Source organism: Kitasatospora phosalacinea (assembly GCF_000717185.1).
GTDB lineage: Bacteria > Actinomycetota > Actinomycetes > Streptomycetales > Streptomycetaceae > Kitasatospora > Kitasatospora phosalacinea_A.
The window spans coordinates 39,650-64,139 of record NZ_JNYE01000023.1 but is presented as its reverse complement, the minus strand read 5'-3'; the positions used below and the strand labels follow the sequence as shown (position 1 = coordinate 64,139).

The following is a 24,490-nucleotide window of genomic DNA, read 5'->3' as shown; positions in this document are numbered from 1 at the left end:
TGCGGTGCCTGAGCACTACTCGTCGATCGGCGAGGCGGTCGGTGCCGCGATGCGCCACAACATCGCCCTCGCCCACGGCCCGCAGGCCGAACCGCCCCTGCAGGTCCGATACTTCCCACCCCCCGCGGCCGACCCGTACTCGCTGCCCGGCATGATCGCACGACTGGAGGTGACAGCGGACCCGGGCGAGGTCGCCGCGATCGTCGAGGAGACGACCGGTGCCCTGGTCGGCCCGCTGCCGCAGCTGACCGAGCTGGTAGCCGCCAGCGCCGACTGGGCCCGAGCCCGGCTCGACTTCGACTATCCGGACCCCTACGTGGCGGCCTTCGACCTGTGGACGCGCCTAGCCTCCGTGCACTCGATGCTGGTCTACGCCCAAGAGGAGCTGGAGGCCGTCGTCGGCGACATCGCCGAGATGCCGGCCGAAACCAGCGACCCCCGCCACCACGACATGGTCCAGGTCAAGCGGACCCGGGAACTGCTGCACGACGTCATGGGCCACGGCCCCTGTGACGCCGAGACAATGCGGCAGCAGGCCGCCGTCTCCCCCTCGCCCCGCGCCGCCGCCCGCCGTACCGCGAGCCCCGGAGCCGACCCCGGAGCGCCCCCGGCCGGACCGCCTGGCGCAACCCCGGCCGCCAGCCACCGCCGCTGACCCACCCATCACCAGCTCGCGATCCTCAAAGCAACTTGGCCGATACCTACGGCACTGACGTCGAGATCTACCGCAGCAGCAACGGGCTCGTCCGGGCCGACTGCCGCACCCCCACCCCTGGGCTCATCGACCGGATCCTGCGCCGGTTCGGCTTCACCGCCCCGACCGACCCTGCCTCCTACCACCTCCCGCCGGAACAGTCCGACCCTGACCAGCGGCTCGCCGCGTCCGGCGCGGCCGGTCTGCTCGACGCCGCCGGATACCGGGTCGCCATCGAGCCCGACCTGGTTGTCGGCTACGTCGGCAACAACACCGACGTAGCCGACCGGCAGCGCACCACCGCAGCCCGCCTCACCTCCCCCTCTGCCAGGACCGCTCCCAGTCCGGCACCCGCCCCCATCCCGCCGACCGCACCCCGCCCCAACGGCCGAACCCGCTGAACTCCCCTCCTCTGCAAGAGAGCAACGCCATGATCCGTTCGAGAGCCGAGCGCGCCCCGCCCCCGCCCGCTCGCACCCACCTGGAACCGCCTTGCCCTCCCCCCGCACCAGCGCGCCGTCGACCACCACCGGCACCGACGCGCTCCTCTACCTCCTCTTCGGCGTCCTCGGCGCCGCCCTCGCCTTCGGCTCCCTGGCCTGGCTGACCGGCAACGCCGCCAACGCCCTTGCCGACAGCGGCCCGTGGGCCCGCTTCAGCGCCACCGACGCCCTGCTGCACCCAGACGCCCTGTGGCCGCACCTCGGCTCCACCGCGCTGCTGGTCGGCGCCCGCATCGTGCCCGGCCTGCTCACCGCTACCCTCGCCACCACCGCCCTGGTGCTGTGGACGCGCCACCGCGGCGACTCGAAGACCGGCCTCGCCCGCAAGGCCGACCTGGCGCCGCTGCTGGACAAGGAAGTGACCGCCAAGGCACGCGACCTGCGCCCGAGCCTGAACGACCGGGAGTGCAAAAGAGGTTGAGCCCAACGACCGGGGTATCCTGGTCGGCACCCTGACCCCCGGCAAGGCCGAGGTCCGCGCCTCCTGGGAGGACGTCCTCGTCGCCATCATGGCGCCCCGTTCCGGGAAGACGTCCGGCATCGCGATCCCCGCGATCCTCGCCGCCCCCGGCCCCGTCCTGCTCACGTCGAACAAGGCGGCCAACGACGCGTTCACCGCGTGCTTCGACGCGCGGGCGAAGGTCGGCACCGTCTGGACGCTCGACCCGCAGCAGATCGCCCACCACCCACGCGAGATGTGGTGGGACATCCTGGCCGATGCCCGCGACCTCGCCGGGGCGAAGCGGCTCGCCGGGCACTTCGTCACCGCGTCCGTGGACGAGTCCAGCGGCTCCGACTTCTGGAGCACCGCCGCCGCCAACACCCTCGGCGCGCTGTTCCTGGCTGCCGCGAGCCACCGGCGCCCGATCACCGACGTGCTGGCCTGGCTCGCCTCCCCGGCCGACCGCACCCCCGTCGACCTGCTCGCCGACGCCGGCCACCATGCGGTGGCCGCCCAGCTTCAGGGCACGGTCACCGGCGCCACCGAGACCCGCGACGGCATCTACGAGACCGCGCGCCAGTACGCGAGCTGCCTGCTGGACCCGGAGATCGCCGCGTGGGTCACCCCCACCGAGGGCCTGCCGGAGTTCAAGCCGTTCGCCTTCGCGTCCTCCCGCGACACGCTGTTCCTGCTCAGCAAGGACGGCGGCGGCTCCGCCTCGGCGATCATCGCGGCGGCGGCCGACGCGGTCATGCGCTCCGCCGTCATCGTCGCCGAGCGCAGCGGCGGACGGCTCGACCCGCCCGCGCTGTGCGTCCTGGACGAGGCCGCGAACGTGTGCCGGATCTCCGATCTCCCCGACCTGTACTCGCATCTGGGCTCGCGCGGGGTCATCCCGATCACGATCCTGCAGTCCTACCGGCAGGGCCAGCGCTGCTGGGGCGAGGCCGGGATGGACGCCCTGTGGTCCGCCGCGACCGTGAAGATCGTCGGAAGCGGGATCGACGACGCGGACTTCGCGGACAAGCTGTCGCGGCAGATCGGCGAGCACGACGTGCAGACCGTCTCCGTCTCCAACTCCGACGGCGGGAAGTCGACTTCGGTATCGATGCGCACCGAGCGGATCCTGCCGCCGGACCAGATCCGGGCGCTGCCCAAAGGCAAGGTGCTGCTGTTCGCCACCGGGATGCGGGTGGCGATGCTGAACCTCAAGCCCTGGTACAAGGAGCACTCCGCCAAGGAGATCGGCCCGGCCTCCGCCCGCGCCACCAAGGCCATCACCGCGCGCGCCCTCGCCAAGAGCCACGACGGCTTCACCCTCTCGGCCTGACCGCCCCTGCCCGGCGGCGCCGATCGAGACCTCCCGACCGGCGCCGCCCCCTCTCCTCTTCTTCCCCGGGTGCCCCGCCACAGGCACCCGCCCCTCCAAGGACCTGCCCCATGACCACAACTACCCTCCCCACGCTGCGGGTTCTTTCGCTCGGCGCCGGGGCCCAGAGCAGTGTGCTGCTGCTCCTAGCCGCCGAGGGCCACCTGCCCGGCCTGGATTACGCGATCTTCGCGGACACCGGCTGGGAGCCCCGCTCAGTCTACGCCCACCTGGACCGCATCGAGCGTGAGGTCGCTGCCCCGGCCGGAATCCCGATCCTGCGGGTGTCCTCGGGCAACATCCGCGCCGACGCGCTCGATCCCGGCAAGCGCTTCGCGTCGATGCCGCTGCACATCCTCAACGCCGACGGCGGCGACGGCATGTCACGCAGGCAATGTACTGGTCAGTATAAAATCCGGCCGATCAAGGAGAAGGTCCGCGAACTCCTCGGTTTCCCCTACCCGCAGCGGGTGCCGCGCGGGGTGTTCGTCGAGCAGTGGATCGGCATCTCGGTGGACGAGGTGCACCGCGCCAAGGACGCCGACGTCGCCTACATGAAGAACCGCTTCCCGCTGCTGGAGCAGGGCCTCACCAGGGCGGACTGCCTGCGGCTGCTGCGCTCGCGCGGCTTCGAGTCGACCCCGAAGTCGAGCTGCCTGGGGTGTCCGTACCACGGCAACGCCCAGTGGCGGGCACTGCGCGACACCTCACCGGCGGAGTGGGAGGACGTCGTCGCCTTCGACCGTGCGATCCGCGGCGGCAACGCCCGGGCGACCGCGGGGGGCACCCCGCTGCTCGGCCAGGCGTACCTGCACCGCAGCCGCCGCCCGCTGGACCAGGCGCCGATCGACCGGGTCACCGCGCACGAGTGGGCCGGGCGCCAGACGGACGTCTTCGACGCCATCGCCGATGCCGAGTTGGAGGCCGGTGACGCGGACGGCTGCTCGCCCTGGGCCTGCCGCTCGGGCACCCCGGTCGCCGCCGACCGCTTCGCCCTCACCGCCTGATCAGCCTTCCTACACAACGGAGTTACCCGATGACCCCCTCTTCTTCCTCCCGGGACGAACCCCTGGTCGGCGCCCCGGTCGTCCGGCGCGGCGGCCACTGGTGGCTGGTCAGCGGCAGCGGGTCGCTGCTGGCCACCGACCCGACGTTCACGGGCGAGCTGGACCGCTTCGCCGCCGCCCGGGCCGCCGCCGAACGCGAGATCGCCGCACTCGCCCCCGAGCGCCGCCGGTGGTGGTCGTGATGGACCCGCTGCTCGCGGGCGAGCAGGCGCTGCTCGGCGCCGTCCTGCTCGACCCCCGCCAACTGGGCCGCCTGGACTGGCTGGAGCCGCGCGACTTCCACCGCCCCGCCCACCGGGTCCTGCTCTCCGCGCTGCGCGAGCTGCGCGATGCCGGCCACCCCGGTTTCGCCGCCGAGGGCGACGAGGGCGAGGTGCCGCTGGAGTGGCTGACCGACACCCTCGCCCTGGCCGGTGAGCGCACCCGCGGACTCGACCCCTCCTACCTGCACACCCTCATCGCCGCCTGCCCGCGCCCCAGCCACGCCCCGCTGTACGGGCGGATCGTCCTGGAGGGATCGATCCGCCGCACCGTCGCCGAGCACGCCGAACGCCTGCTCGCCGTCGCCGAGGAGGGCCTGGTCGTGGGCGAGGTGAAGGGCACCGGCCACCAGGCCGACGCCCTGGCCGGGGTCCTCGCCGACCTCGCCGGGCGCTGGGGCACCCCGCCCCGCGCCCACAAGCCCGCCACCGTCCCGGCCACCGCTCCCGCCGCCGAGCTGTCCGAGGACGTGCAGGCGGACGAGCAGTTCCTGCTCGCCTTGCTGGTGCACCAGGACGGGGCGGTCGCGGAGGTCTTCGACTGGCTGCGGCCCGGCGACTTCGCCGACCCCGGCCACGGCCGGCTCTACCGCTGCCTCGGCGCTCTCCACCACCGCGGCGAGCCGATCGACCCCGTCACCGCACAGTGGGAGGTCCAACGGCGCGGGCTGCTCACCGACGGCACCCTCACCGAGGAGCAGCTCACCCCGATCCTGGACGCGCACCTGGTCGCCGGGTCGGCCGAGTGGCTCGGCGAGCAGGTGCTGCGCACCTCGCTCACCCGCACCGCTGCCGAGAGCGCCCGGCAGATCACCGTGCTGGCCGCCGACGAGCGCCTGGCCCCCGGGCAGTTGGTCGGCCAGGCCCTGCACGCCCTCGGTCCGCTGGAGGAGGTCCGCGCCCGCTGGCGCACCGCCAACGGCCACCCCTCCCCCGTCGCCGCCACTGCCTCAGCGGCGGGCGTCCCGGCGGCCCGGGTCAGCGCGGCGCTGTCGCGCAGCACCCCGCCGCAGCACGCTTCCGCGACAGCACCAACAGCCGCCCCCTCCGCCCGAACCGGTGCCGCGACGCACCGACGCCCCTCCTCTGTTCCCCTTCGGAGTGCCCAGTGAAGAGTCCCCGTTCCGAAGCTTCGGCGCTGCGCGCCGTGGCGGAACTGATCGACGACAAGCGTGCCAAGCTGCCCGCAGGCGGCAGCCCGTTCGTCCTGCCGAAGCCCGTCGAGGTGGGACGCCAGGTCGTCGGCCTCGGCAGGGTAGTGGCCGAGCTGGGCGACGAGTACCTGTTCCGGGCGGCGGAGTCGGCGCCGCAGCAGTACACAGTGCTGGCCGCCGAGGCGTTCGCCAGCGCCAGCGGCAGCGTCGCCCAGGCCGCCTCCGCGCTCGGCGCCGTCGCCCAGCAGCTCGCCTTCATCGCCCGCACGGCGAACATGCACGACGAACCCCGCCACAAGGAAGCCCGCACACTCGCCTACGGAACCGCCGAGTACGCCGTCGAGACGGCTCGCGACGACCTCGCCGACGCCGCCCGGGTGCTGCGGGCGTGCGCCGAGACGAGCGCCCCCGCCCTGGTGGGACTGCGCCAGGGCGCGTACACCCGCTCCGCGCACGCGACGGCTCCGAAACCGCCGCCGCCCGACCGCGCCGCCGACGAGAGGGCTGCCGACCTGCCGGACCGCTTCTCGCCGGCGGCCCGGGTGGGTGCCGCGCTGTCGCCCAGCTCCGTACAGCCGTCCACCTCCCCGGCTGCCTCTTCGGATGCTGTGGCAGTGCCTGTTCCCCCCGTCTCCTCTGCTCCCCGTCGGGGGATGCCGTGAACAGCCCGCTCTCCGACGCGCTCGACCTGACCGGCGCTGCCTTGGCGCTCAGCGATCTGCGTCTCGAACTTCCCTTGACCGCCTATACGTTCGCTCTGCCGGATCCTGCCGTTGTGGGCCGCAAGATCACCGAACTGGGTGGGCTGATCACCACGTTGGGCGACGCCTACCTGCTCCGGGCCACCGAGCCAGCGCAGCGGGGCTTCCCCGCGGAGGCGTTCGCCATCGCCCTCAACCGGGCTGCCCAGACCGTCTCCGCCTTGGGGACCGTCGGCCAGCAGCTCTCCGCCCTGGCCGCGTTGCCGCCCGGTCCGAGTGGCCTGCCCGGATCCGACTACGCGCGCACCCTCGCCGTCACGTGCATCGACGAGGCCCTCCAAGCGGCGCACCGGCACCTCCAGGACGGTGTCCGGGTGCTGCGGGACGCCGCCGCGGACGTCCTGCCCACCTCGGCCCGGTCCCAGCAGGCCGCCCTCACCCGCTCCCTGCCCACAGCACCCGCGAAGGTGCCAGCGTCTGCTCCTCCCCTCCCCGCTTCTCCGGTCCGGCCCGTGCACGGCCGGACCCGGTGAACCGCCCCTTCAGCTCCATGGAGTGACCATGCTCGACGAAGATGTACGCCACCACGCGGAAACGCTGCAGACGGCCGCGGACGGCCTGGCCGATGGGCAGGCCGTCCTGCCGCTGTCCTTCGACTCCGTCTACGGCAACGGCCGTCAGGTCTCCGTCTCCGCTCTCACCGAGGCGGTGAAACAGGTTGAGTGGCCCCTGCGGGAGGCTCTCCGCGAGGCCAGCTTCCACGCCCTGAGTTCCCGCCAGGACGCCCCTACCGTCTTCCTCGCCCGGGCCTGGACTGCCGCTGCCAACGACCTGGCGCAGGCCAGCCGAGCCTTCACCGAGGCAGCCGACCTCACGGCCGCGCTCGCCGACACGCGGGTGCGGGCACCCGACACCGCCCCCGCGGTCGAGGAGCAGGTCCGTACCGGCGTCGACCACTTCCTCTCCGAGGCCGATGCCGCCGTCGACCGCGCCATCGTCACGATGCAGTCGAGCTTCGACGCGCTGACCAGCGGACACCCCCTGCCCGGCCCTGCCACGGCCGAGGACCTCGCCTCGGCCAGCGGAGTTCAGCAGGACCCGAACACTGCGCGCCGAACGGCGGCGCTCACCCGCTCGACCACCACCCCTGCCGCAGCTACCGATTCTCAGCCACCCGCCCCGGCCGCGCCCGGCGCGATTCCTGCCCCCTCTCGGTGGCGGCGGTGACGGCCCTCCGGCCGCCGTCGCGGCCCGGGCCGCTGATCGGCTCGCTGTGCAGCGGGTACGGCGGGCTCGACCTGGGCGTGATGGCGGCGCTCGGCGGCGAGGTCGCCTGGCACGCCGAGGTCGAGCCCGCGCCGTCCGCGATCCTGGCCAGGCACTGGCCCGGCGTGCCGAACCTGGGCGACATCACGGCGGTCGACTGGTCGGGCATCCCGCGGGTGGGTGTCCTCACGGCCGGTTTCCCCTGTCAAAGACGTCTCGGTCGCGGGCCGACGCATCGGCCTCAACTCGCAGACCCGATCCGGGCTCTGGCTGCACGTGGCGCGCGCGGTCGAGGCCCTCAACCCCTGTCTCCTGGTGGTCGAGAATGTACGAGGACTCCTCACCTCCCCGGGTTCCGCTGGCGACCTGGAACCCTGCCCGTGGTGTCTGGGAGACGACCCAACCCTCCCTCCTGTGCGGGCACTTGGCGCCGTACTCGGCACCCTGGCCGACCTGCGGTACGACGCGCGGTGGCTCGTTCTTCGCGCCTCCGACGTCGGAGCGCCCCACCACCGCTCCCGGGTCTTCCTCGCCGCCTGGGCCGCCGGCCACGGTACTGAAGACGCCCACCAGCAACATCGGCAAGAACGGCGGCAGCCAGCACCCGGCGAAGCGCAAGAGCGGCGGGCACGGCCCGAACCTCGCGGACGAGGTGGAGTGGCTGCTGCCGACGCCGCGGGCGAGCGACACCAGCACTCCGGGTCGGCGGTCGGGCAAGGGCTGGCGCCCGCCGCTGTCGGCGGTGGTCCTGCCGCTCTGGTCGAACCCGTCCTCGGAGCCGACCGCGGACGGTGGGGGCAGTACTCCGCCGCCGTCGCCCGGTGGGAGACGCTCACCCGCCCGGCGCCGCCGCCGACCGACGAGGGCGGCCGACTCCGCCCGGAGTTCGTGGAGTGGATGCAGGGCCTGGACACGGGCTGGGTGACCGCCACCCCCGGCCTCGGCCGACCCGCCCAGCTCACCGCGCTCGGCAACGGCGTCGTTCCCCAACAGGCCGCCCGGGCGCTGGAGTTGCTGGCACCGCCGCTCGGCCGCTGCCCGCGGTGCCGGATCCGGTAGCGGCTTCTACCCCGCTTTCCCCGGCCGGACCAAACCCCGCGTTCTCCGGACCCTTCTGCCCGGCAGCCGCACGAACCGGCTGCCGGGCCCGCGCGCTGCCCCGGCGCGCACGACCGAAGGACCTCCGCTCTTGAGCGCCACCCCCGCCGTGCGGGCCCAGGACAGCACCTTCCGTGCCGCCCTGGGCTCGCCGCACGTCGCCCGCCTGCTCGGCGGCACCCTGATCGGCCGCCTGCCCACCGGCATGGCGCCCATCGCGATCCTGCTGCTGGTGCGGGCCGAGCACGGCCCGCTCCCGCTGGCCGGGCTGCTCGGCGCGCTGTACGGCCTGGCAGCCGCGATCGGCCAGCCGCTGCTGGGCCGCCTGGTCGACCACCGAGGCCAGCGCGCCGTCCTGTTCGTTTCCACCCTGGTGGCGAGCACGGCGTTCCTGCTGCTGCCCGCCACCGGCCCGGTACGCCACCCGGTGCTCGCCGCGCTGGCCGTGCTGGTCGCCGGGTTGGCGACCCCGCCGCTGACGGCGTGCCTGCGGGCGCTGTGGCCCCGCGTCCTTCCCGACGCCGCTCCGCGCCGCACCGCGCTGGTGCTGGACAGCAGCAGCCAGGGCCTGGTGTTCGTGGCCGGCCCGCTGCTGGCCGCCGGTATCGCGACCGGGGCCGGAGCGCTCGCCGCGCTGGTGGCGACCGCGGCGCTGGGCCTGCTCGGCTCCGCCCTGGTCGCCACCTCCCCGCCCTGTGCCCGGTGGACGCCGAGCGCCCCGGCCGGGGGCGGGCACTGGGCGGGCCCGCTCCGGGCGCCGGGCCTTCGGGTGCTGTTCGCGGCGCTCACGGGAACCGGTGTGGCGCTCGGCGCGGTGAACGTTTTCGCCCTGTCCCTGGGTGATCGGCACCACGCCGGATGGCTGGCCGGGGTGATGCCCGCGGCCCTGTCGCTGGGCAGCGTGCTCGGCGGCCTGGCCTACGGCCGCCGGGCCTGGCCCGGCCCTCCGGCCCGGCACCTGGTGGCCGCCGCGACCGGCTTCGCCGCCGGGTGGACGGCGCTGCTGTCCGACCCGGTGCCGGCCGTCGCGCTGCTCGGGGTGCTCCTGCCCGGCAGCTTCCTCGCCCCGCTGCTGGCCGCCGCGTTCTTGACCGTCGAGCGCCTCGCGCCCGAGGACACCTCGACGCAGGCGTCCGCCTGGCTCGTCGCCTGCATCGGTATCGGCCAGGCCGCCGGCACCGGCCTGGCCTCCCTCGCCGTCGCGGCCGGGCCGCTGCCCGCCGCCCTGGTGCCGCTCGCCGGAGCGGCTGGCGCCCTGTGGCTGCTGCGGCGCTTCCACCACCTCCTGCCCGCCTGACACCTCTCTGCGAAAGAACCACCGTGAACATCACCCCTGAAGATTCAACTCCCTTCACTCCCATGCACGTTGTCTGGGACTGGAACGGAACCCTCAAGGATGACCTCGACGACCACGTCGCCGCGCTGAACGCGACGCTGCCCGCCCTCGGCGGCACGCCCGTCGACCGGGAAACCTACCGGGCCGAGCGCGTCATGCCGCTCTCGGCCCTCTACGCCCGCCTGCTCGGCCGCGAGATCACCGAACAGGAGTGGAAGTCCAGCGACGCGGCCTTCCTGGCCCACCTGCGTGCGCAGCCCGTGTGGCTCCACGGCCGCGCCGTCGAACTGCTGACGCTGGTTCAGGAGGCCGGTCATACCCAGTCGCTGCTGTCGCTGTGCCCGCACGGGACCCTGCAGCGTGAGGTCGCCGAGGCCGGGATCGGGCACTTCTTCACCCGGATCGACGGTCGCACCGGGCCCTCCGGCGGCACCAAGGCAGGCCCGCTGGCCGCGCACCTGGACGCCCTCGGCCTGACCGGACGGGAGCACCGGGTGCTGCTGCTCGGCGACTCGGCCGACGACGCGGACGCCGCCTACGCCAACGGCGCGCTCGGCGTGCTCCACAGCGGCGGCCTGCACCACCCCGACCGGCTCGCCGCCACCGGCTACCCCCTCGCCGCCACCCTCGCCGACGCCCTCGTCCTCGGCTGCCAGCTCATCCGCTACCGGCCCCTCCTCTAGCACGGACCCGCGGCCCGACCAAGCCGCCGGATCCGCGGATCCTCTTCTCACCCGCACGTCAGGAGCCCGTCCGTGAACCGCCCGATAAGACCCGCGCCGTCCACCGCCCCCGTTCGTCCTACCTCCCTGGATGTGCCATGTCCGACCCGTCCGCGGGCTCCCCCGGGCCCGAACCGATCCGTATCGCCGACGAGGACCTCGACGACCTCGCCAGCACGCTGGCGCGCACCATCGCCGAGGTCCGCCAGCACGGCGTCCTGCTCGACCGCCTCGGCGGCGACCCCGACCCGGGCGGCGCCGAGGAACCGGAGGCCGAATCCACCGACGAGGCTGAGGCCGACGGCCCGACCTCGGTGTTCATCCTGGCCATGGGCGGCGCGGAGTACGCCGCCGAACTGGCCGCCCTGGGCAACTGGATCACCCACGTGCTGCTGCCCGTCTACGGGCGCGAGATCGGCTCCACCCGGCCCTGGTGCGCGCGCTGGTACGAGCACCCGGAGGCCGTCGCCCGCCTCCACGGGCTCTGGCTGGCCTGGCAGCAGCTCACCGACGCGGAGGCCGGCCTCATCGGGCCCTCGACGTGGCACCGCGACCACCTCGACCACGCCCTGGCCCAACTCCGCTCTCCCGACGGGCCGTTCGCCGCGTGCACCACCAGTCCGTCCCGGCCCAGCCACCGCGTGCTGGCCACGCCCGACCAGCTGGGAGCCGCGGCGTGAAGGACACCGACTTCCGGCTCGACGGCCTGGTCGCTGCCGACGAGCAGAGCGCCACCGGCTACGACCGCACCTGGATCTGCAGGTACCAGACGATCTCCCAGCACGACGTGGGCGAGCGCAGCTTCATCGTCGCCTTCGACCCCTCGGCCACCTGGGATGCCCCCGACACGCCCAACCTCTTCTCCTTCGACGTCGTGCGCGACAGCGGGCAGGGGACGTTCAGCCTGCACGGCTCCGGGCACGCCACCTTCGCGTTCGCCCAGAGGTGGCTGATCAACCGCGGCTGCCCGGCGGAGGCGCTCGCGCCGATCGCCGACGTCCCCAAGCCCGCCGACGAGCTGACCGTCCGGGTCGAGGACCGCATCCGGCACTCCGGCGAGCGGCTTGCCGTCGTCGAGCGCCGGGTCATCGACGGAGGCGACGTCGAGGGCTGGAGCATCGCCGTCGACCGCCAGGACAAGGAGCTGCCCGTCCGGCTGTTCCTCGAGTCGCTCCAGCCGGACCAGTACACCTACACGGTGCGCGAGGGGGCGTTCGCTGACTGGACCGCCGTCGACGCCTGGTTGGAGGACCGCTCCACCCCCCTGCCCGAGGCGCCCGAGTACCGCCTGGACGCGGAGGCTCTGCGGACCGGCGCCGCACTCTCCCGCACCACCACCTCGCTCCCCCAGGCCGGCGCTGCTCCGAGCACGCCCGCTGTTCCCGTCAACTCCCCGCAGTCCTCCGGGAGGTCGCTGTGAGCCGCGCCAAGTTCGCCTTCGCCGCACACCCCGACGCCATCGCCGACCTGCGCCGACTGCCCGAGCCCATCCGGGACCAGGCCCTGCTGCACCTGCAGGACCTGGTCCACGGCGAGCGGGTCGCCACCCGGCTCAGCGAGCGGCTGGAGGGCTGCCACAAGATCGTCCTCGGGGCGGGCGGCGACTGGGCCAGCCACCGCCTGGTGGTGCAGTTCCGCGACGCACCGCCCGCCTCCAAGCACTCCCGCGAGGTCTACCTCGTCGCCGCCGGGGCCCGGCACGAGTACGCGGTCTACAACGCCGCCCAGAAGCGGCTGGGCCGCACCGGGCTCAACACCCCTGCACCCGACGCGGACCCGGAGCTGGCAGCCCGCGTCCGGGAAGCCCAGGAAGCCCGCGTCCAAGCCGCCCGCGCCCGCTCCCCCCGCACCGCGCACGCCCGCCGCCAGGGCGGCATCGCCTACACCTCCGCCTCGCCCGGCTTCTCCGCCACTGACGCTCCCCGAAAGGCCCGATGATGACCACCGATGCCCTGCCCAGCCGCTGCGACCTCGCCGGCTGGCTCACCGACGCCGCCCAGGCGATCGCCGGAATCCTGGTCGCCGAGTACGACACCCCGGCCAGCCGCTCCTACCTCACCCCGCTCCTCGGGCCGCTGTCCGCCGGACCCCGCGTGGTCGGCGAGCTGAACGAACGCCTGGAGGACCTGCTCGACGAGCCGCTGCCGACCACCCCCGTGGGCCTGTTCGCCCTGGCCTCCTACGCCTCCGCGCTGGGCTGGCTGACCGAGTCGCTGACCGAGCTGACCACGTCGGTCGACGCGATCTGCACCCGCGCCGGGCTCCCCGCGCTGGAGCCCGGGGAGCACCCCGTGCCCGCCCCCGCCGAAGAGGAGGGCTTCGACCACTGCTTCAACGACGCGGAGACGGCCGCGATCCGCACCGCCGCCGACGCAGCCGGGATGGAGCCCGACGCCTACGTCGACGTCCTCGTCGGCGCGCTGCGGGCCGCCGCCGCGATCACCGACGCCTGCATGGAGATCAGCAGCGGCCTGATCGAGGACGCGCAGTACATCGTCGAGGAAGCCGCCAGCGAGGTCCGGATCGGCGAGGGCCCCGGCAGCCTCCCCACCCTGGTCCGCTCCCTCCTCTCCCGCCTGGAGACGACCCAGTAAACCCCCCACCGTCCGCTGGCCAGCCCCGGAGACCGCCTCATCCACGGACGGCTCGGCACCGACGACCTCGACTCCCTTGCCGCCGTGCCTACGGAGCCCGCCCCGGTCGCGGCTCACCTCTCCCGCCCCTTCGCTTCTCCTCTCCCAGCCGTTGAACCGGAGTACCGATCATGCCCATCACTCCCCCCGCCGACCCGCAGGCCGTCGAAGCCGCCCTGCGCCGGCTCGCGCCGAACTGGACCACCGACATCGTCCGCGCCATCGCCAGGTACGGCCCGACGCTGCAGGTGCGCGAGGTCGCCGACTACGTCCCGGCGCTCAGCGAGTCCTACGCCAGCAAGCGGCTGTCCGCCATGCGCCAGGACGGCCTGGTGGTCCGCGACGACGCCTTCGACAAGCGCGCCCCGTACCGCCTGAGCGAGCAGGCGCTCACCCTCGGCCCCGTCTACCGGTCCCTGGCCCAGTGGTCGTCGGAGCACATCTCCCCGACCATGCTGGGGCGGCCCGGCCGCATCGAGGACGCGCTGCAGCGCCTGCAGCCGCTGGAGACCACCCGGATCGTCCAACTGCTGGCCGAGGGCGGCAGCATGCACTTCAGCCGGATCGCCGCGGAGTCCGGCGTCTACCGGCAGCTGATCACGCCCCGCCTCGCCCGGCTCCAGGCCGACGGCCTGGTGGTCTCGACCGGCAGCCGACACCACGGCCCGTACGCCCTGACCGAAGCGGGCCAGGCCCTCGGACCGGTCTACGCCGCCCTCCAGCAGTGGCACGACCGGCACACCGCCAACGGCCCCGCCCACGCTCCGGCCGCCAAGGTCCGCTCCCTCACCGCCCCGGCCGAAGGAGTGCAGGGCGCGCGCACCGCGGCGGCGCTGCGCCGAAGCCCGGTGCCGCCCTCGCTGTTCAGCCACGCCCCGCAGCCCCAGCCCCAGGTGCCGTACGCCGTCACTGCCGCTTCCCACCCGGCCCGCGGGAGGTGAGCGCCGTGCCCCGCCGCAGACCCGCCCACCGCCGGGCCGCCGGGTCCGCGCGCTGCCCGGGCACCGCGGTGCCCGCTGCGCGGGCCCGGCCGCCGCCGAACTCGACGAGGAACTCCCGGTGCCCTCCACCGCCCCTGTTCTCGTCCAGCCGCTGCGCCTGGCCGGGCCCGGCGACCGCCGACTGGTCACCAGCCCGCTGACCGCGGTCCACGGCTGGACCCCCGCTCCTGCTCCCGCGGATGGAACCCGCTTCACCAGCCCGTGCCGAACAGCGGTACTCACCGTGGACGGCGGCGTCGGCTCCCCCGCCGCCTGGACCGTCCACGGCCGCCACCAGCTCGGCGTCGAACCCCTGTGGCGGGCCTCCTTCAGCTCCGGTACACCCGCCGAGGTCGTCGCCGCCTTCACCACCACGCTCGCCGAGGACCTGCACACCCAGTACTACCTCCACCGGGTCGGCACTCCAGCCTCGGTCCTGGCCGACCGCGGCTGGCGCCCCTGCGACCGCTCTCCCCGGGGCTTCCACGACCAGCTCGCCCCGGACGGCTGGGCCCTCTACCGGCACCGCCTGGGCCACCAGCCGTACGACGACGAGGTCGCCCGCCTGGTCCCGCCGACGTGGAGCATGCTCGCCGGGAGCCCGCAACAGCCCTCCTGGTGTGCAGAGTTCACGATCGGCGTGCCGTTCCACCCGCTCACCCAGGCGGCTGCGGCCTTCAGCGACCCGGGGCCCGCCCTCCGGCGCGCCGACGGGATCCCGGCCCGCCACCTGGCCCGGGTGACGGTGCTGCGACGACCGTCCGTCCGCTCGACCAGCCCGCCCGTTCCCACGGAGGCGGGTCGGCCCCGCCTTCTTCCGCCGTCCCGGCCCGCGCCCGCCCCGCGGCGCCGCTAACCCTGGACTCCCACCATGCCGAACCCCACCGACCACGGGCGCGACTACCTGGTCGCTCCCCGCTTCCTCGCCAACCCCACCTACACCGGCGACGCCGCGCTGGTCCCCCTGCTGGATGCGGGCTGGACCCTGAGCCACGACGAGCTGGGCAACACCTACGTCACCGCCCCCGACTTCACCGTCCGCGTCGGCTACCTGCCCGAGGGCAACCGCGGCGACCTGTGGATGATCGCTGCCCACGACGACGTCTTCGCCCCGGCCACCTGGCAGATGCTCGTCGACCTCGCCGCCCCTCCCGAGATCGTCGCCGAGCTGACCACCGCCCTCGCCGCCGCCCACTCCGCCTCGCCCGCATCCGTGGTCCACGGCCCCACCGGCGGCTTCGGCCTCACCGGCCGCCTCCTCGACGAGCACGGCTGGCAGCAGAAAGCCAAACCCCCGCTGGCTGCCTTCCAGTCACCTGACAGGCTCATCACGCTGCACCGGCGCCTCGGACACCTGGGGCACAACGACGAGATGACCGGCGACCGGGAGCGCTGGACGTTCGTGGTCGGCCCTCCGGGACACCAGTGGTACGCCACCGCCACCTCGGACTTCCCCGACCGGTTCCTGGACACCCTCACCACCTCGATCACCAACCCCGCCCCTGTCCAGCGCTACCTGCGGCGCTCCGAACTCGCCAGGCTCCCGGCCCAGGCCACCGCAACCCCGGTGGCACCAAGCCCGCTGGAGGTCGCCCGGATGAAGGCGGCAACCTCCCGCTCCCTCTCCGTCCCGCGCACCGCACCCGCGCCGCGAGCGGGCGGCTCCGTGCTCGCCTACACCACCGCGACCCGGCCGGTCGCGCTCCCGAAGCCCGCGCCCTCCGGCCGCGCCCGCTGATCCACAACGAGGACGTGCTGTGCCCAACTCCCGTGAAGAGCACCGTGAGTACCAGGTCGCGCCCCGCTACCTGGCGAATGCCGACGCGGACGCCTCCGCGGCCGTCCGGCCGTTGTCGGACGCCGGCTGGTACCTGAGCCGCGAGGAGTCGGGGAACTTCTTCGCCGTCTCCCCCGACTTCACCGCCCGTCTCGGCTACCTGCCCGAAGGGGACTACTGCGGCCTGTGGATGCTCACCGCCCATCGTGACGTCTTCGCGCCGCCCGCCTGGGAGGTGACCCTCGAACTCGCCGCCGCCCCCGAGATCGTCACCGAGCTGACCACCGCCCTCGCCGCAGCGCCCAGTTCGGTGATGCACGGCCCCGCCGATGGCTTCGACCCCGCCGAGCGCCTCCTCGCAAACGGCTGGCGTCTGGAGACCACGCGGTGGGAGAACGTCTACCGCTCGCCCGACGGGCTCGTCACGCTGCAGCAGCAGATCGGACGCCTGGGGCACGGCGAGGAGGCGGACCGGCAGCTGGAGCGGTTCACGTTCGTGGTCGGCCTGCCCGGGCGCTGCTGGTACGCCACCGCTTGCTCGGCGACCCCCGCCTGGTTCCTGGAGACGCTCACCGCCGCGGTCACCAGCCCAGCACCCGTGCAGCGTCGCCTGCGGCCCTCCGAACTCGCGCGGCTTCCGGCCCAGGCGGTCACGACCCTGGCGGCGCCGAGCACGCGGGAGGCCGCCCGGATGAAGGCGGTAACCGCCCGCACCGCCACCGCGCCGAGGACGGGCGGCTCCGCACCTCCTGGCACCACCGCTCCCCGGGCGACGGCCTCCCCGAAGCCCGCACCCTCCGACCGCACCCGCTGACCTGCTGCAAGGACCTGCCGTGCCCAACCCCCGTGAAGAACCCCGCGAGTACCGAATCGCGCCCCGCTACCTGGCCAACGGCGATGCGGACGAGTCCCAAGCCGTTCAGGCGCTGCTGGACGTCGGCTGGGCCCGGAGCCACGACGCCGACCAGAACTTCTTCGTCACCGCGCCGGACCTCACCGCCCGCCTTGCGTACCTGCCCTGGGCCGACGGCCCGATGTGGTGGAAGATCAGCGCCGGGCCGGACGCGTTCGCGCCGCCCGAGTGGCTGGTCACCTTCGACCACAGCACCCCGCCCGAGGTCGTCGCCGACTTCACCACCGCGCTCGCCGACGCCTACGACCAGGGCCCCGACGCCTACCTGGGCGGCAGCCGAAGCAACGGGGCCGAGACAGCCCTCGAACTCCTCTCCCAGGGCTGGACGTTGGACCCCTCGACGCCGTTCCTGAGCTACCGGTCGCCCGACCGCCTCGTCCGGTTCCACTTCCAGGACAGGCTGCTGCGGCACTCCGACGAGATGGCCGGCCACACCCAACGCCTGCTGGTCGAGGTCGGCACGAGGCGATCCTGCTGGTGCGCCACCGCTTCCTCCCACCTGCCCGACCACCTGCTGCAGTCGCTCACCGCCGCCGTCACCGACCCTGTCCCGGTCCGGCGGCCCATGCGGCGCATCGACCTGGAACGCCTGCCCGCCGCCGCCACCGCAACGCCGATCGTGCCCAGCCCGCGGGAGGTCGCGCGCATCAGCGCGGCCACCTCCCGCTCGCCCTCCACGCCTTCCTCCTGCCGGACACCACCGGCCCCGGCGCCCGCCCCCTTCGGGGCGAGCGCCGCCCCGACTCCCCGAAGGAGCCTGTCTTGAGCAACCCCGAGCCCTTGCGCGGCCAGCCCCTCAGCCCCGGCGAGACCACCCTCCTGCGCTACCTCACGCAGGGCTACACCGTCGCCGGCCTCGCCCTGCGGCTGGGCACCCGCGCCGCGACCGTACGCCGCCGCGCTGAGCGCGCCCGCCGGAAGCTGGGTGCCACCACCCTCGACCACGCCGTCCAGCTCTACGCCCAGCAGCAGGCCGCCGCCCGCCCCCGCTGACCACCCCTCCTTGGAGGACACCGTGTCCGACGCGACCGCCCTCGACCACGCCGACGCGATGATCGAGAAAGCCTGGGGCCAACCGATCACCGAACTGGAGCAAGCCGCAGCGCGCGAGCCCGTGGAAGACCCCCTGCTCCGTGCCGCGATGCGCACCCGGGAGCACCTTACGGTGCTCGACAACTCCGCCGTCGTGCTCCAGAGCCGCCTGCACGCACTCACCCGGCCCGGCCGTGTGCCCGCCTTCTACGAACTCGACCGCATCACGGACACCGCGGGCTCCCTGCGAACCGCCTACGCCGAGGCCAGCACCGCCCTGAAAGCGATCCGCACCCTCGCCACCGCCCGCAGGCACACACTCGCCGCCGACGACCTGGCCGCCGAGCGGGTCCGGGCCGCCACCGCCCGCACCGCGCCCTCCCGGCCGCTGGGCCTGGCGGCCGACCGGCCCGCCCCGCCGGTGCCCGCTGCCCCCGTGCTGGGGGCGACGAACCGCCGGTAGGGCGGGGCGGTCAGTCCTCGTCCTGGTCGCGGTGGGTGCCGGGGTCGGCGGCGCCCACCGCGCGGGCCAGCTCCTCCAGCGTCAGCTCCACCCGCCGACCGTCCTGCAGGCGCTCGCGCACCACGTCCTCCTGCGTGCGCTCGGCCCCGCTCGTCGTGGGCACGGCCCACTGCCCGTCGCTGATCATGACGACGTCGCCCATCGTCCACGGCCTGCCCGCGCTGCGGAGCTTGCGCTCCAGCGCTGCCATGTCGCGCCCTCTGCCGAACTCCACTGCTGCTCCCCCCGTCGGGCCCGTGTACGGCCCCGCGCCGTAACCCTTCTTCAGCACCGCCCGAAGCCGGTTGATTCCCACTGATCCGCCGACGGCGAACCGAACTGGTCCCGGAAACGACTACGTACATCGGCACACCGCATGTCAAAGTACTCATGTCGCCGAAACCGCAGGTCAACGAAGGGATCGAACCCCCTGAGCATCTCCACCCCGAACCTCCCCGCTCCCATCGCCCCCGGTCCCGAGGACCGCTCCTGGCTCTCCAGCGACCACTGCGCGGGCCCCGTACTCGCGCTCCTGGTCGGCCTCGGCTGGCCGGTCGTCGACACCCCGGAGGCCAACGTCCACTGCACCAGCCCGGACGGACGGCTCTACGTCGGCTGGCTGCCCGAAGACCCGGACGCCTGGGCACGCGGCATCCTCTGGCGCCTCCAGGTCCGCCCCGCCCACGCCGAGCCCTGGACCCAGGAGTTCGGCCTGCACACCCCCTCCGAGGCCGTCGCCGGGTTCCTCGCCGCCCTCATCACCGCCTCCACCCGCTGACCGACCGGGCGAACACCCGCCCGACTACCCCGAGGAGAAGCCCCTTTGCCCTTCACCCGCACCATCGAGTCCGCCCTCACCGACCCCCTGCCCGAGGGCGAGGCCCCGATCGCCGGGCGCGCCGCCTATCAGGCGCTGCGCGAGCGCGGCCTGCCCTTCGTCCCCGTCCACACCGGCGGCGGCTGCTTCGCCCTGTCCCTCGCGCTCCCCAACGGGGAGGTCCTGGTCGCCGACGACGGGCAGATCGCCCACGACGCCGCCGACCACGGCGCCTGGCTCGCCTGCTTCTACGCCGCACCGTCCTCGCCCTACGACGCCGACGAGGACGACGTGACCGAGGTCTACCTCGGCGACGGCACCCTCTCCTTCGCGGACGACTGCACCGCCCTCGCCGACGCCCTCGCCCGCTGGGCCGCCGCCCGCCACGCCGACACCGGCTTCGTCCTCGCTTCCTGAGCCCTACTCACCCGCCCCCGGGTGCCCGGCCGATCCCGGGCACCCGGCCCGGCCTGCCCTCCTCCCTCCTTCCCGTCATCGTCAGCCAGGGCCCGGACCGGCCCGCCGAGAGGACCCCGTGAAGATCTCCATCGACCCGAACCGCATCCCCAGCCCGGGCATCCTCGCCATCGGCCTGTTCAACGCCTTCACCACCCACAACCCCACCGTCCTCGGACTCAGCATCTGCGTCGCCTCCAGCGGCTTGCTGCTCGCTGCCGACGACGTCCACGCGCAGGGCCTGCGCCGTGACCGGAAGGTCGTCGCCCACCTCGCCAAGCAGCCCGACGGCGCCCGCCTGCGCCAGATCGGCAACGCGCTGGACCTGCCCGACTCCGTGGTCGCCAAGTCCCTGGCCCGCCTGACCGCCGACGGCATCGTCGTGCGCGAGTACGAGGGCGAGTCCCTGCCGATGCGCTCCTACCGGCTGGCCGACTGACCCGCCCTGCTGCTCCGCCCCGGGCCGTCCGGCCCGGGGCCCACCACCCGGCAAGGAGATGCCCACGAACGCCCACCACTTCCACGACGCCGCCTTCCACCCGGTCATCGTCACCGCTTCCACCGAGCACCGCGCCAGCCGCCGCGTGCTGGCCAACCCGCTGCTGCGGATCGTCCGGGCCGCCGAGGTCCGCCCCGGCGACCTGGTCGTCTCCGCCTTCGATCCGCAACGCCCGGGCCGGATGCCCCGCAGCGGCTTCCTCGCCTCCGGCCCCTACCCGGCCGAGCCCACCGCCTTCAACCGGGCCTGCGGCTGCGGGGTGTGCGAACTCCCCGAGGTCCGGGGCCCGAACGGGACCGTCGTCCTCACCACCGGCTGGCCGTGGGACGCCTGCGACCCCTGGCCGGTCGACGAGCCCGTCCTCGTCCTCCCCCGCCTGCGCCTCTTCCCTCGACCGAACGGCACCCGATGACCGCCTACCGCGCCCCGCTGACCAACCACCACGCCGACGGCACCCCCTGCCCGCCCGAGCACAAGCACGCCGTCACCGGCAAGCCCCTGCACCCCGACTGCCCCGGCCGCTCCTACTCCCAGGCCGTCTGCACCTGCGGCACCTGGGAGTTCAGGGGCACCGGCAAGGGCTACGTCAACGACTCCCGCAGACGGCACCTCGCCACCCACCGGGCATCCGCCACCGCGCCGGGCCCGCTGGTGCGCGACGCACTCCCCTTCAGCATGCGCTGAACCCGACGCCCGCCCCTTCTCCCCTCGCCCCTACCCGGAGGTTCCCGTGCCCCACTACCTGACCGTCGAACAGCTCATCGCCGCGCTCCAGGGCCTCGACCCGCACCTGCGCGTCCGCCTCGCCGTCAACCCCGACTGGCCCTACGCCCACTTCGTCAGCACCGACGTCGTCGTCCACGACGGCATCGCCTACATCGGCGAGGACGGCCAGGACCACTACCTCCCGCCCGCCGTCACCGAACACCTCGCCTGGGCCTGACCACCCCCGCCGACCCGAACAAGGAGAACCGCATCAACTCCCACCACCCCGCCGCCCAACCGCTCGACAGCCTCGCCCTGCGCCCGATGCCCGCCGCAGTCCGCGGCGCCCTCGTCCGCAGCGCCCCCTCCGACCCCGGCCGCCCGATCGGCGTCCTGTGGCTGCCCGCCGACGCCCCCCGCCTCCCCCTCGGCCGCATCAGCCTGCGCTGGGAGCCCGCCACCCGCTCGGGCTGGGACGTCACCGCCCACCTCGGCCTCGCCACCACCGAGGTCCACCTCGCCTCCTGGCACGCCGCCCCCGACACCTGGCCCCACCTCGTCCGCCCCACCCTCCACGAGGTCACCGGCCTGTGCTCCGCCCTGGCCCTCGCCACCACCGCCCTCAACCTCGCCCTCGGCCTCCCCGAACCCGGCCCTCACCTCGACCACGACCAGGACCTCGACGAGATGGGCACCGACGCCACGCACACCGCCCTCACCGACGCCGTGAACACCCTCGCCCCGACCCACCCCGTCCGCCAGCTCCGGGAGCACCTGGACACCACCTTGACCGCCGGTGGCGTCGACTGCCTCCCGGCCCCCTGGGACGACTGGGCCGACCTCCCCCACCAGTGCCAGGGCCACCCCATCGACGCCCAGCGGTGCGACTGCCTCGACCTGTAACCGGCGCCCGCACTCGCGCACGACACGAGGCCGCCCCTGCCCACCGGCAGGGGCGGCCTCGACGCACGCCCACCCCTTCCGCCCCGCGTACCCTCGTGAGCGGACCACCGAGGAGGAACACCATGGCCGACGACCAGCAGCTCTGGGGCTACGCCGAGGTCGCCGCGCACCTGGGCATCAGCGTCGGCGCCACCCGCAGCCGCAAGAGCCGAGGCGCCCTGCCCGCCCCCGACGACGAGAGCATCCCCGACCGCCCGCGCTGGAAGCCCTCCACCTTCACCAACTGGAAGCCCCGCGGCCAGGGCTACCGCAGCGACCTCGCCGCCCGCCCCGCCACCGAACCGCCCACCGCCTGACCCTCCACGCCCTACGCTCTGCCCTCATGAGCACCTCTCCGATGCCTTCCCCGCCGTTCCCGCCGCCGGACTCCGCCGTACTGCGCGTCATCGTCCACAACGCCGTCGAGTCCGTACACTCCGGCGAGGCGAGCATCGAGGAGGCGATCCTGCACGCAGCCGTCCACGGCTGGTACGAGGGGCACATCCAGGGCGAGGACGAGTGCCCCGGCTGCGACTTCCGGGGAAAACTGCCCAAGCCGGGCCCCAGCAGCTGAAGCCCGCCGCCCGGCCAGGAAGGACCGCTTCACCACCATGCCCGACCAGTCCACCGACCCCCGGCCCCTCACCACGGCCGGCTTCGGCCTCCTTGCCGCACTCGGTGCCGCCACCGCGATCGGCGCAGCCCTCTCCCACTCCTACGCGGGCTACGCCGTCGGCCTGGTCGTCCTCGGCGCAGCCGCCCTCGCCGCGTACCGCGCCGCCCGGACCGCTGAAACCCGCACCGACCAGCTCGTCCTCCACCGACTGCGGCAGGACCCAACCCTCGACGAGCACACCCTGGCCGCCAGCCTCGGCCTTCGCCCGGCCCCCGTCCGGCTCAGCCTCCACCGGCTCTCCCGAAGCGACAGCCTCCCCCAGGCGGGAGGACCGCCGAGCGACAGGAACTGATCATCCGACAGCGAAGAGGGGCACCACCGAATCGGTGGTGCCCCTCTTCGCTGTGCTCCTATACCGGCGGAGAGTACTTATTCCGGGAGTGCGGTATTCCTCTGCTCGACTCGAACCCTGCAGGAGCCGCGAAGCCCGAGGCACAACCGGCTCACCTCTCGACAGTGGTGCCGCCGTCCGCCCGCGCAAGCCGCTTCGAAGCCGTGCTTCACCCCGCGCCGCTGAATCCTGCGGGCCGTTCAGGAGCGGTCGGCAGGATTCAGCGAAGACGCGGTCCGTGCTGATCCTGCCGGATCTGCTGCGGGCACGGCTGGACCATCTGCTGCCCGGTCCGGCAATGAGCCGGGGCTTGGCGGTGGTCGCCGGGCTCGACCTGGCGGTTCGGCGTGGTCCGCGCGGTGCGGATGGGCTGTCCGCCGCGCTGCCGGAGCTGGTCGCGGTGGGCCTGGCGCTCGGCCAGGCGGCCGGCTCGGCGAGGGTCGGTTGGCGGCGCTCCTCCGTGTGCGGCTGCCCGGGCTGGACCGCCTTGGCCGTGAGCTGGCGGCGCTCGGCGAGCATCGTGCTGACGTGTTCGGCGACGTTCTGCTGGGCCGGCGCGGCGTCGTCCAGGCGCGGCCGACCGGCGAGCCAGGACGCACTGGTCCGAGCGACGACGATGCGCAGGATCGCGGCCTGATCGGGGTTCGATGCTGCTGCCGGCCCAGACCTTTGGCGGTCTGGGCGGGCGGCAGTGCAGGTGACGACTTCTGCGTGGTCTGGTGGCCGGTACCGGGCGCGAGTGCTTGGCACCGCCGATCAGCCGTCCGGATTCGAGCCCTGCCTCGATGGCCTTACAGGCCCGGCTGCGCCGGGGCGGTGTCGGTGGCGGTGATGGTCGTATCGATCCAGGTCCTGAACTTGGCGACGTCCGTGTAGACGCCGGGTTTGCCAGGCGATGCGCAGCCGAGGCCCCAGGAAATGACTCCGACCAGGGTGTTGTCTTGGAGGAGCGGGCCGCCGCTGTCCCCATTGCAGGCGTCCATGTGCCCCTTGGGGTCAGCCGCACAGAGCATCTGGTCGGTGATGTCGCCGGGGTATGCCTTCTTGCAGGTGCTGTGGTCCAGGACAGTGACCTGCGCGTACTGCAAGCGCGCGGGGGCAGAGCCGCCTTCCTGGAGGACTCCCCAGCCCGCGATGTCCGCGACGGTTCCTGCGGGAACTGTGGCGCCGGCGGCAGGCAGGTCCGCCGGACGAAGCCCGCTCACTGCACCGTTCAGCTTGATCAGGGCGATGTCGGAGTCCATGGTTCCGGGGTTATATGCCGGGGCCTGCACGATCTTCGATGCGCTAAATGACTTGCCGTCGTGGGTGGTGGAGGACGACCCGGCGTAGATACTCAGTCCACGGCCGCCGAGGCCGTCCCCTACACAGTGGGCTGCGGTCACTGCCCAGCCGGGTTTGATCAGGGTCGCGCCACAGAAGTACTGGTTGTGGAGCCGCAGGCTCAGCATGAAGGGGAAGTCCCTGATGCTGGCGTCCTTGCCTCCGACGATGGCATGCGCCCCGGGCGCCGTCGCGAAGGTCAGCAGCAGGGCCGAGGTGAGGGTGAGGCATGCGGAATGCATCCCCCGCCACCTGGCACTCTGGGTAGTCTTGTGATTCCTCAGTGTCATGG

The 24,490-nt window shown here is 73.8% G+C and carries 35 protein-coding genes and 3 pseudogenes; 36 read left to right on the top strand and 2 right to left on the bottom strand.

The features are described 5' to 3' along the window. The first annotated feature begins 4 nt into the window (after window positions 1-4). The 25 genes and pseudogenes from OO57_RS44685 to OO57_RS12420 all read left to right on the top strand — a co-directional run bounded on the left by OO57_RS44685 (window position 5) and on the right by OO57_RS12420 (window position 18,410). Window positions 5-655: a hypothetical protein gene (locus tag OO57_RS44685; RefSeq protein ID WP_033252486.1), complete on the top strand. Its 651-nt coding sequence runs from the start codon at window positions 5-7 to the stop codon at window positions 653-655. A gap of 35 nt (window positions 656-690) precedes the next feature. Continuing rightward, window positions 691-1,095 (top strand): hypothetical protein, encoded by a 405-nt coding sequence (locus tag OO57_RS44680; protein ID WP_033252461.1) that lies wholly within the window; start codon window positions 691-693, stop codon window positions 1,093-1,095. Window positions 1,096-1,186: 91 nt separating this feature from the next. After that, window positions 1,187-2,969, top strand: a pseudogene (locus OO57_RS12530) (type IV secretory system conjugative DNA transfer family protein). Window positions 2,970-3,145: 176 nt separating this feature from the next. Further along, entirely contained in the window at window positions 3,146-4,015 is an 870-nt protein-coding gene (locus OO57_RS12525; RefSeq protein WP_051777398.1) for a hypothetical protein, read from the top strand. 29 nt (window positions 4,016-4,044) lie between these two features. Continuing rightward, on the top strand, window positions 4,045-4,257 hold the full coding sequence (locus OO57_RS40985; protein WP_051777374.1) for a hypothetical protein: 213 nt from the start codon (window positions 4,045-4,047) through the stop codon (window positions 4,255-4,257). Beyond that, window positions 4,257-5,447 (top strand): DnaB-like helicase N-terminal domain-containing protein, encoded by a 1,191-nt coding sequence (locus tag OO57_RS12515; RefSeq protein WP_033252483.1) that lies wholly within the window; start codon window positions 4,257-4,259, stop codon window positions 5,445-5,447. The genes OO57_RS40985 and OO57_RS12515 overlap by 1 nt, the downstream gene beginning before the upstream one ends. Next, on the top strand, window positions 5,444-6,151 hold the full coding sequence (locus tag OO57_RS12510; protein WP_033252458.1) for a hypothetical protein: 708 nt from the start codon (window positions 5,444-5,446) through the stop codon (window positions 6,149-6,151). Before OO57_RS12515 ends, OO57_RS12510 begins: the two co-directional genes overlap by 4 nt. After that, a complete protein-coding gene (locus tag OO57_RS12505; protein WP_033252457.1) occupies window positions 6,148-6,723 on the top strand; it encodes a hypothetical protein in 576 nt (191 codons plus the stop codon). Before OO57_RS12510 ends, OO57_RS12505 begins: the two co-directional genes overlap by 4 nt. 28 nt (window positions 6,724-6,751) lie before the next feature. Next, entirely contained in the window at window positions 6,752-7,417 is a 666-nt protein-coding gene (locus OO57_RS12500) for a hypothetical protein (RefSeq protein ID WP_033252456.1), read from the top strand. Window positions 7,418-7,497: 80 nt separating this feature from the next. Then, window positions 7,498-7,605 (top strand): annotated as a pseudogene (locus OO57_RS45415) (DNA methyltransferase); the annotation flags it as partial. A gap of 31 nt (window positions 7,606-7,636) precedes the next feature. After that, window positions 7,637-7,957 (top strand): annotated as a pseudogene (locus tag OO57_RS45410) (DNA cytosine methyltransferase); the annotation flags it as partial. A gap of 156 nt (window positions 7,958-8,113) precedes the next feature. Continuing rightward, entirely contained in the window at window positions 8,114-8,515 is a 402-nt protein-coding gene (locus OO57_RS45405) for a hypothetical protein (protein WP_234337321.1), read from the top strand. A gap of 130 nt (window positions 8,516-8,645) precedes the next feature. Continuing rightward, complete coding sequence (locus OO57_RS12485) at window positions 8,646-9,851, top strand: MFS transporter (RefSeq protein ID WP_051777370.1); 1,206 nt, start codon at window positions 8,646-8,648, stop codon at window positions 9,849-9,851. 62 nt (window positions 9,852-9,913) lie between these two features. Further along, window positions 9,914-10,573, top strand: a complete 660-nt coding sequence (locus OO57_RS43770; protein ID WP_051777367.1) for an HAD family hydrolase — start codon at window positions 9,914-9,916, stop codon at window positions 10,571-10,573. A gap of 137 nt (window positions 10,574-10,710) precedes the next feature. Next, window positions 10,711-11,292 (top strand): DUF4913 domain-containing protein, encoded by a 582-nt coding sequence (locus OO57_RS12475; RefSeq protein ID WP_033252454.1) that lies wholly within the window; start codon window positions 10,711-10,713, stop codon window positions 11,290-11,292. After that, window positions 11,289-12,032 carry a hypothetical protein gene (locus OO57_RS12470; protein ID WP_051777365.1) on the top strand — a complete coding sequence of 248 codons (744 nt, stop codon included), beginning with the start codon at window positions 11,289-11,291 and terminating at the stop codon, window positions 12,030-12,032. The genes OO57_RS12475 and OO57_RS12470 overlap by 4 nt, the downstream gene beginning before the upstream one ends. Beyond that, window positions 12,029-12,550, top strand: coding sequence for a type II toxin-antitoxin system RelE family toxin (locus tag OO57_RS12465; protein ID WP_033252453.1), 522 nt, complete (start codon window positions 12,029-12,031; stop codon window positions 12,548-12,550). The genes OO57_RS12470 and OO57_RS12465 overlap by 4 nt, the downstream gene beginning before the upstream one ends. Then, window positions 12,547-13,206, top strand: coding sequence for a hypothetical protein (locus tag OO57_RS12460; RefSeq protein ID WP_324606775.1), 660 nt, complete (start codon window positions 12,547-12,549; stop codon window positions 13,204-13,206). The genes OO57_RS12465 and OO57_RS12460 overlap by 4 nt, the downstream gene beginning before the upstream one ends. Window positions 13,207-13,376: 170 nt before the next feature. Continuing rightward, window positions 13,377-14,186: a winged helix-turn-helix transcriptional regulator gene (locus OO57_RS12455; protein WP_033252451.1), complete on the top strand. Its 810-nt coding sequence runs from the start codon at window positions 13,377-13,379 to the stop codon at window positions 14,184-14,186. A gap of 118 nt (window positions 14,187-14,304) precedes the next feature. After that, a complete protein-coding gene (locus tag OO57_RS12445; protein ID WP_081973636.1) occupies window positions 14,305-15,081 on the top strand; it encodes a DUF317 domain-containing protein in 777 nt (258 codons plus the stop codon). 15 nt (window positions 15,082-15,096) lie between these two features. Further along, on the top strand, window positions 15,097-15,963 hold the full coding sequence (locus tag OO57_RS12440; RefSeq protein WP_051777362.1) for a DUF317 domain-containing protein: 867 nt from the start codon (window positions 15,097-15,099) through the stop codon (window positions 15,961-15,963). Window positions 15,964-15,982: 19 nt separating this feature from the next. Further along, on the top strand, window positions 15,983-16,816 hold the full coding sequence (locus OO57_RS12435) for a DUF317 domain-containing protein (RefSeq protein WP_033252448.1): 834 nt from the start codon (window positions 15,983-15,985) through the stop codon (window positions 16,814-16,816). A gap of 19 nt (window positions 16,817-16,835) precedes the next feature. Beyond that, window positions 16,836-17,681 carry a DUF317 domain-containing protein gene (locus OO57_RS12430; RefSeq protein ID WP_033252447.1) on the top strand — a complete coding sequence of 282 codons (846 nt, stop codon included), beginning with the start codon at window positions 16,836-16,838 and terminating at the stop codon, window positions 17,679-17,681. Further along, window positions 17,678-17,908, top strand: coding sequence for a LuxR C-terminal-related transcriptional regulator (locus tag OO57_RS43765; protein ID WP_033252446.1), 231 nt, complete (start codon window positions 17,678-17,680; stop codon window positions 17,906-17,908). Before OO57_RS12430 ends, OO57_RS43765 begins: the two co-directional genes overlap by 4 nt. Before the next feature lie 22 nt (window positions 17,909-17,930). After that, window positions 17,931-18,410, top strand: a complete 480-nt coding sequence (locus tag OO57_RS12420; protein WP_033252478.1) for a hypothetical protein — start codon at window positions 17,931-17,933, stop codon at window positions 18,408-18,410. Window positions 18,411-18,420: 10 nt separating this feature from the next. Here the strand turns inward: OO57_RS12420 and OO57_RS12415 are convergent, their stop codons facing one another. After that, the gene (locus OO57_RS12415; RefSeq protein WP_324606774.1) at window positions 18,421-18,684 is read right to left on the bottom strand and encodes a hypothetical protein; all 264 of its coding nucleotides are present in this window, start codon (window positions 18,682-18,684) and stop codon (window positions 18,421-18,423) included. 141 nt (window positions 18,685-18,825) lie between these two features. Here OO57_RS12415 and OO57_RS12410 point away from each other — a divergent pair, with 141 nt between their 5' ends. The 11 genes from OO57_RS12410 (at window position 18,826) to OO57_RS12360 (ending at window position 23,512) form a co-directional block, all read left to right on the top strand. Further along, a complete protein-coding gene (locus OO57_RS12410) occupies window positions 18,826-19,227 on the top strand; it encodes a DUF317 domain-containing protein (RefSeq protein ID WP_106973970.1) in 402 nt (133 codons plus the stop codon). 45 nt (window positions 19,228-19,272) lie between these two features. Then, window positions 19,273-19,683: a hypothetical protein gene (locus OO57_RS12405; protein ID WP_033252445.1), complete on the top strand. Its 411-nt coding sequence runs from the start codon at window positions 19,273-19,275 to the stop codon at window positions 19,681-19,683. 118 nt (window positions 19,684-19,801) lie between these two features. Further along, window positions 19,802-20,161 (top strand): MarR family transcriptional regulator, encoded by a 360-nt coding sequence (locus tag OO57_RS12400; protein WP_033252444.1) that lies wholly within the window; start codon window positions 19,802-19,804, stop codon window positions 20,159-20,161. A 58-nt stretch (window positions 20,162-20,219) separates the two neighbouring features. Further along, window positions 20,220-20,633: a hypothetical protein gene (locus OO57_RS12395; RefSeq protein WP_033252443.1), complete on the top strand. Its 414-nt coding sequence runs from the start codon at window positions 20,220-20,222 to the stop codon at window positions 20,631-20,633. After that, window positions 20,630-20,905 carry a hypothetical protein gene (locus OO57_RS12390; protein ID WP_033252442.1) on the top strand — a complete coding sequence of 92 codons (276 nt, stop codon included), beginning with the start codon at window positions 20,630-20,632 and terminating at the stop codon, window positions 20,903-20,905. The genes OO57_RS12395 and OO57_RS12390 overlap by 4 nt, the downstream gene beginning before the upstream one ends. Before the next feature lie 46 nt (window positions 20,906-20,951). Next, window positions 20,952-21,164, top strand: coding sequence for a hypothetical protein (locus OO57_RS12385; RefSeq protein WP_033252441.1), 213 nt, complete (start codon window positions 20,952-20,954; stop codon window positions 21,162-21,164). An 86-nt stretch (window positions 21,165-21,250) separates the two neighbouring features. Then, window positions 21,251-21,829 (top strand): hypothetical protein, encoded by a 579-nt coding sequence (locus OO57_RS45400; RefSeq protein ID WP_063737545.1) that lies wholly within the window; start codon window positions 21,251-21,253, stop codon window positions 21,827-21,829. 122 nt (window positions 21,830-21,951) lie between these two features. Further along, on the top strand, window positions 21,952-22,185 hold the full coding sequence (locus OO57_RS12375; protein WP_033252440.1) for a MarR family transcriptional regulator: 234 nt from the start codon (window positions 21,952-21,954) through the stop codon (window positions 22,183-22,185). Between the two features lie 26 nt (window positions 22,186-22,211). Continuing rightward, on the top strand, window positions 22,212-22,442 hold the full coding sequence (locus tag OO57_RS12370) for a hypothetical protein (RefSeq protein ID WP_033252439.1): 231 nt from the start codon (window positions 22,212-22,214) through the stop codon (window positions 22,440-22,442). A 37-nt stretch (window positions 22,443-22,479) separates the two neighbouring features. Beyond that, window positions 22,480-22,836: a hypothetical protein gene (locus OO57_RS12365; protein WP_033252438.1), complete on the top strand. Its 357-nt coding sequence runs from the start codon at window positions 22,480-22,482 to the stop codon at window positions 22,834-22,836. Between the two features lie 277 nt (window positions 22,837-23,113). Next, entirely contained in the window at window positions 23,114-23,512 is a 399-nt protein-coding gene (locus tag OO57_RS12360) for a hypothetical protein (RefSeq protein ID WP_033252437.1), read from the top strand. Window positions 23,513-23,666: 154 nt separating this feature from the next. Here OO57_RS12360 and OO57_RS12355 read toward each other — a convergent pair whose 3' ends face one another. Continuing rightward, window positions 23,667-24,440 carry a serine protease gene (locus OO57_RS12355; RefSeq protein WP_051777359.1) on the bottom strand — a complete coding sequence of 258 codons (774 nt, stop codon included), beginning with the start codon at window positions 24,438-24,440 and terminating at the stop codon, window positions 23,667-23,669. Between the last annotated feature and the right edge of the window lie 50 nt (window positions 24,441-24,490).

Coding starts and splice junctions, on each gene's coding strand:
- OO57_RS43770 (WP_051777367.1), top strand. CDS start 9,914: ATGCACGTTGTCTGGGACTGGAACGGAACCCTCAAGGATGACCTCGAC.
- OO57_RS40985 (WP_051777374.1), top strand. CDS start 4,045: ATGACCCCCTCTTCTTCCTCCCGGGACGAACCCCTGGTCGGCGCCCCG.
- OO57_RS12455 (WP_033252451.1), top strand. CDS start 13,377: ATGCCCATCACTCCCCCCGCCGACCCGCAGGCCGTCGAAGCCGCCCTG.
- OO57_RS45400 (WP_063737545.1), top strand. CDS start 21,251: ATGCCCGCCGCAGTCCGCGGCGCCCTCGTCCGCAGCGCCCCCTCCGAC.
- OO57_RS12365 (WP_033252438.1), top strand. CDS start 22,480: ATGCCCGACCAGTCCACCGACCCCCGGCCCCTCACCACGGCCGGCTTC.
- OO57_RS12370 (WP_033252439.1), top strand. CDS start 22,212: ATGAGCACCTCTCCGATGCCTTCCCCGCCGTTCCCGCCGCCGGACTCC.
- OO57_RS12390 (WP_033252442.1), top strand. CDS start 20,630: ATGACCGCCTACCGCGCCCCGCTGACCAACCACCACGCCGACGGCACC.
- OO57_RS12410 (WP_106973970.1), top strand. CDS start 18,826: ATGTCAAAGTACTCATGTCGCCGAAACCGCAGGTCAACGAAGGGATCG.
- OO57_RS12515 (WP_033252483.1), top strand. CDS start 4,257: ATGGACCCGCTGCTCGCGGGCGAGCAGGCGCTGCTCGGCGCCGTCCTG.
- OO57_RS12395 (WP_033252443.1), top strand. CDS start 20,220: ATGCCCACGAACGCCCACCACTTCCACGACGCCGCCTTCCACCCGGTC.
- OO57_RS12475 (WP_033252454.1), top strand. CDS start 10,711: ATGTCCGACCCGTCCGCGGGCTCCCCCGGGCCCGAACCGATCCGTATC.
- OO57_RS12375 (WP_033252440.1), top strand. CDS start 21,952: ATGGCCGACGACCAGCAGCTCTGGGGCTACGCCGAGGTCGCCGCGCAC.
- OO57_RS12500 (WP_033252456.1), top strand. CDS start 6,752: ATGCTCGACGAAGATGTACGCCACCACGCGGAAACGCTGCAGACGGCC.
- OO57_RS12355 (WP_051777359.1), bottom strand. CDS start 24,440: ATGCATTCCGCATGCCTCACCCTCACCTCGGCCCTGCTGCTGACCTTC.
- OO57_RS12460 (WP_324606775.1), top strand. CDS start 12,547: ATGATGACCACCGATGCCCTGCCCAGCCGCTGCGACCTCGCCGGCTGG.
- OO57_RS12440 (WP_051777362.1), top strand. CDS start 15,097: ATGCCGAACCCCACCGACCACGGGCGCGACTACCTGGTCGCTCCCCGC.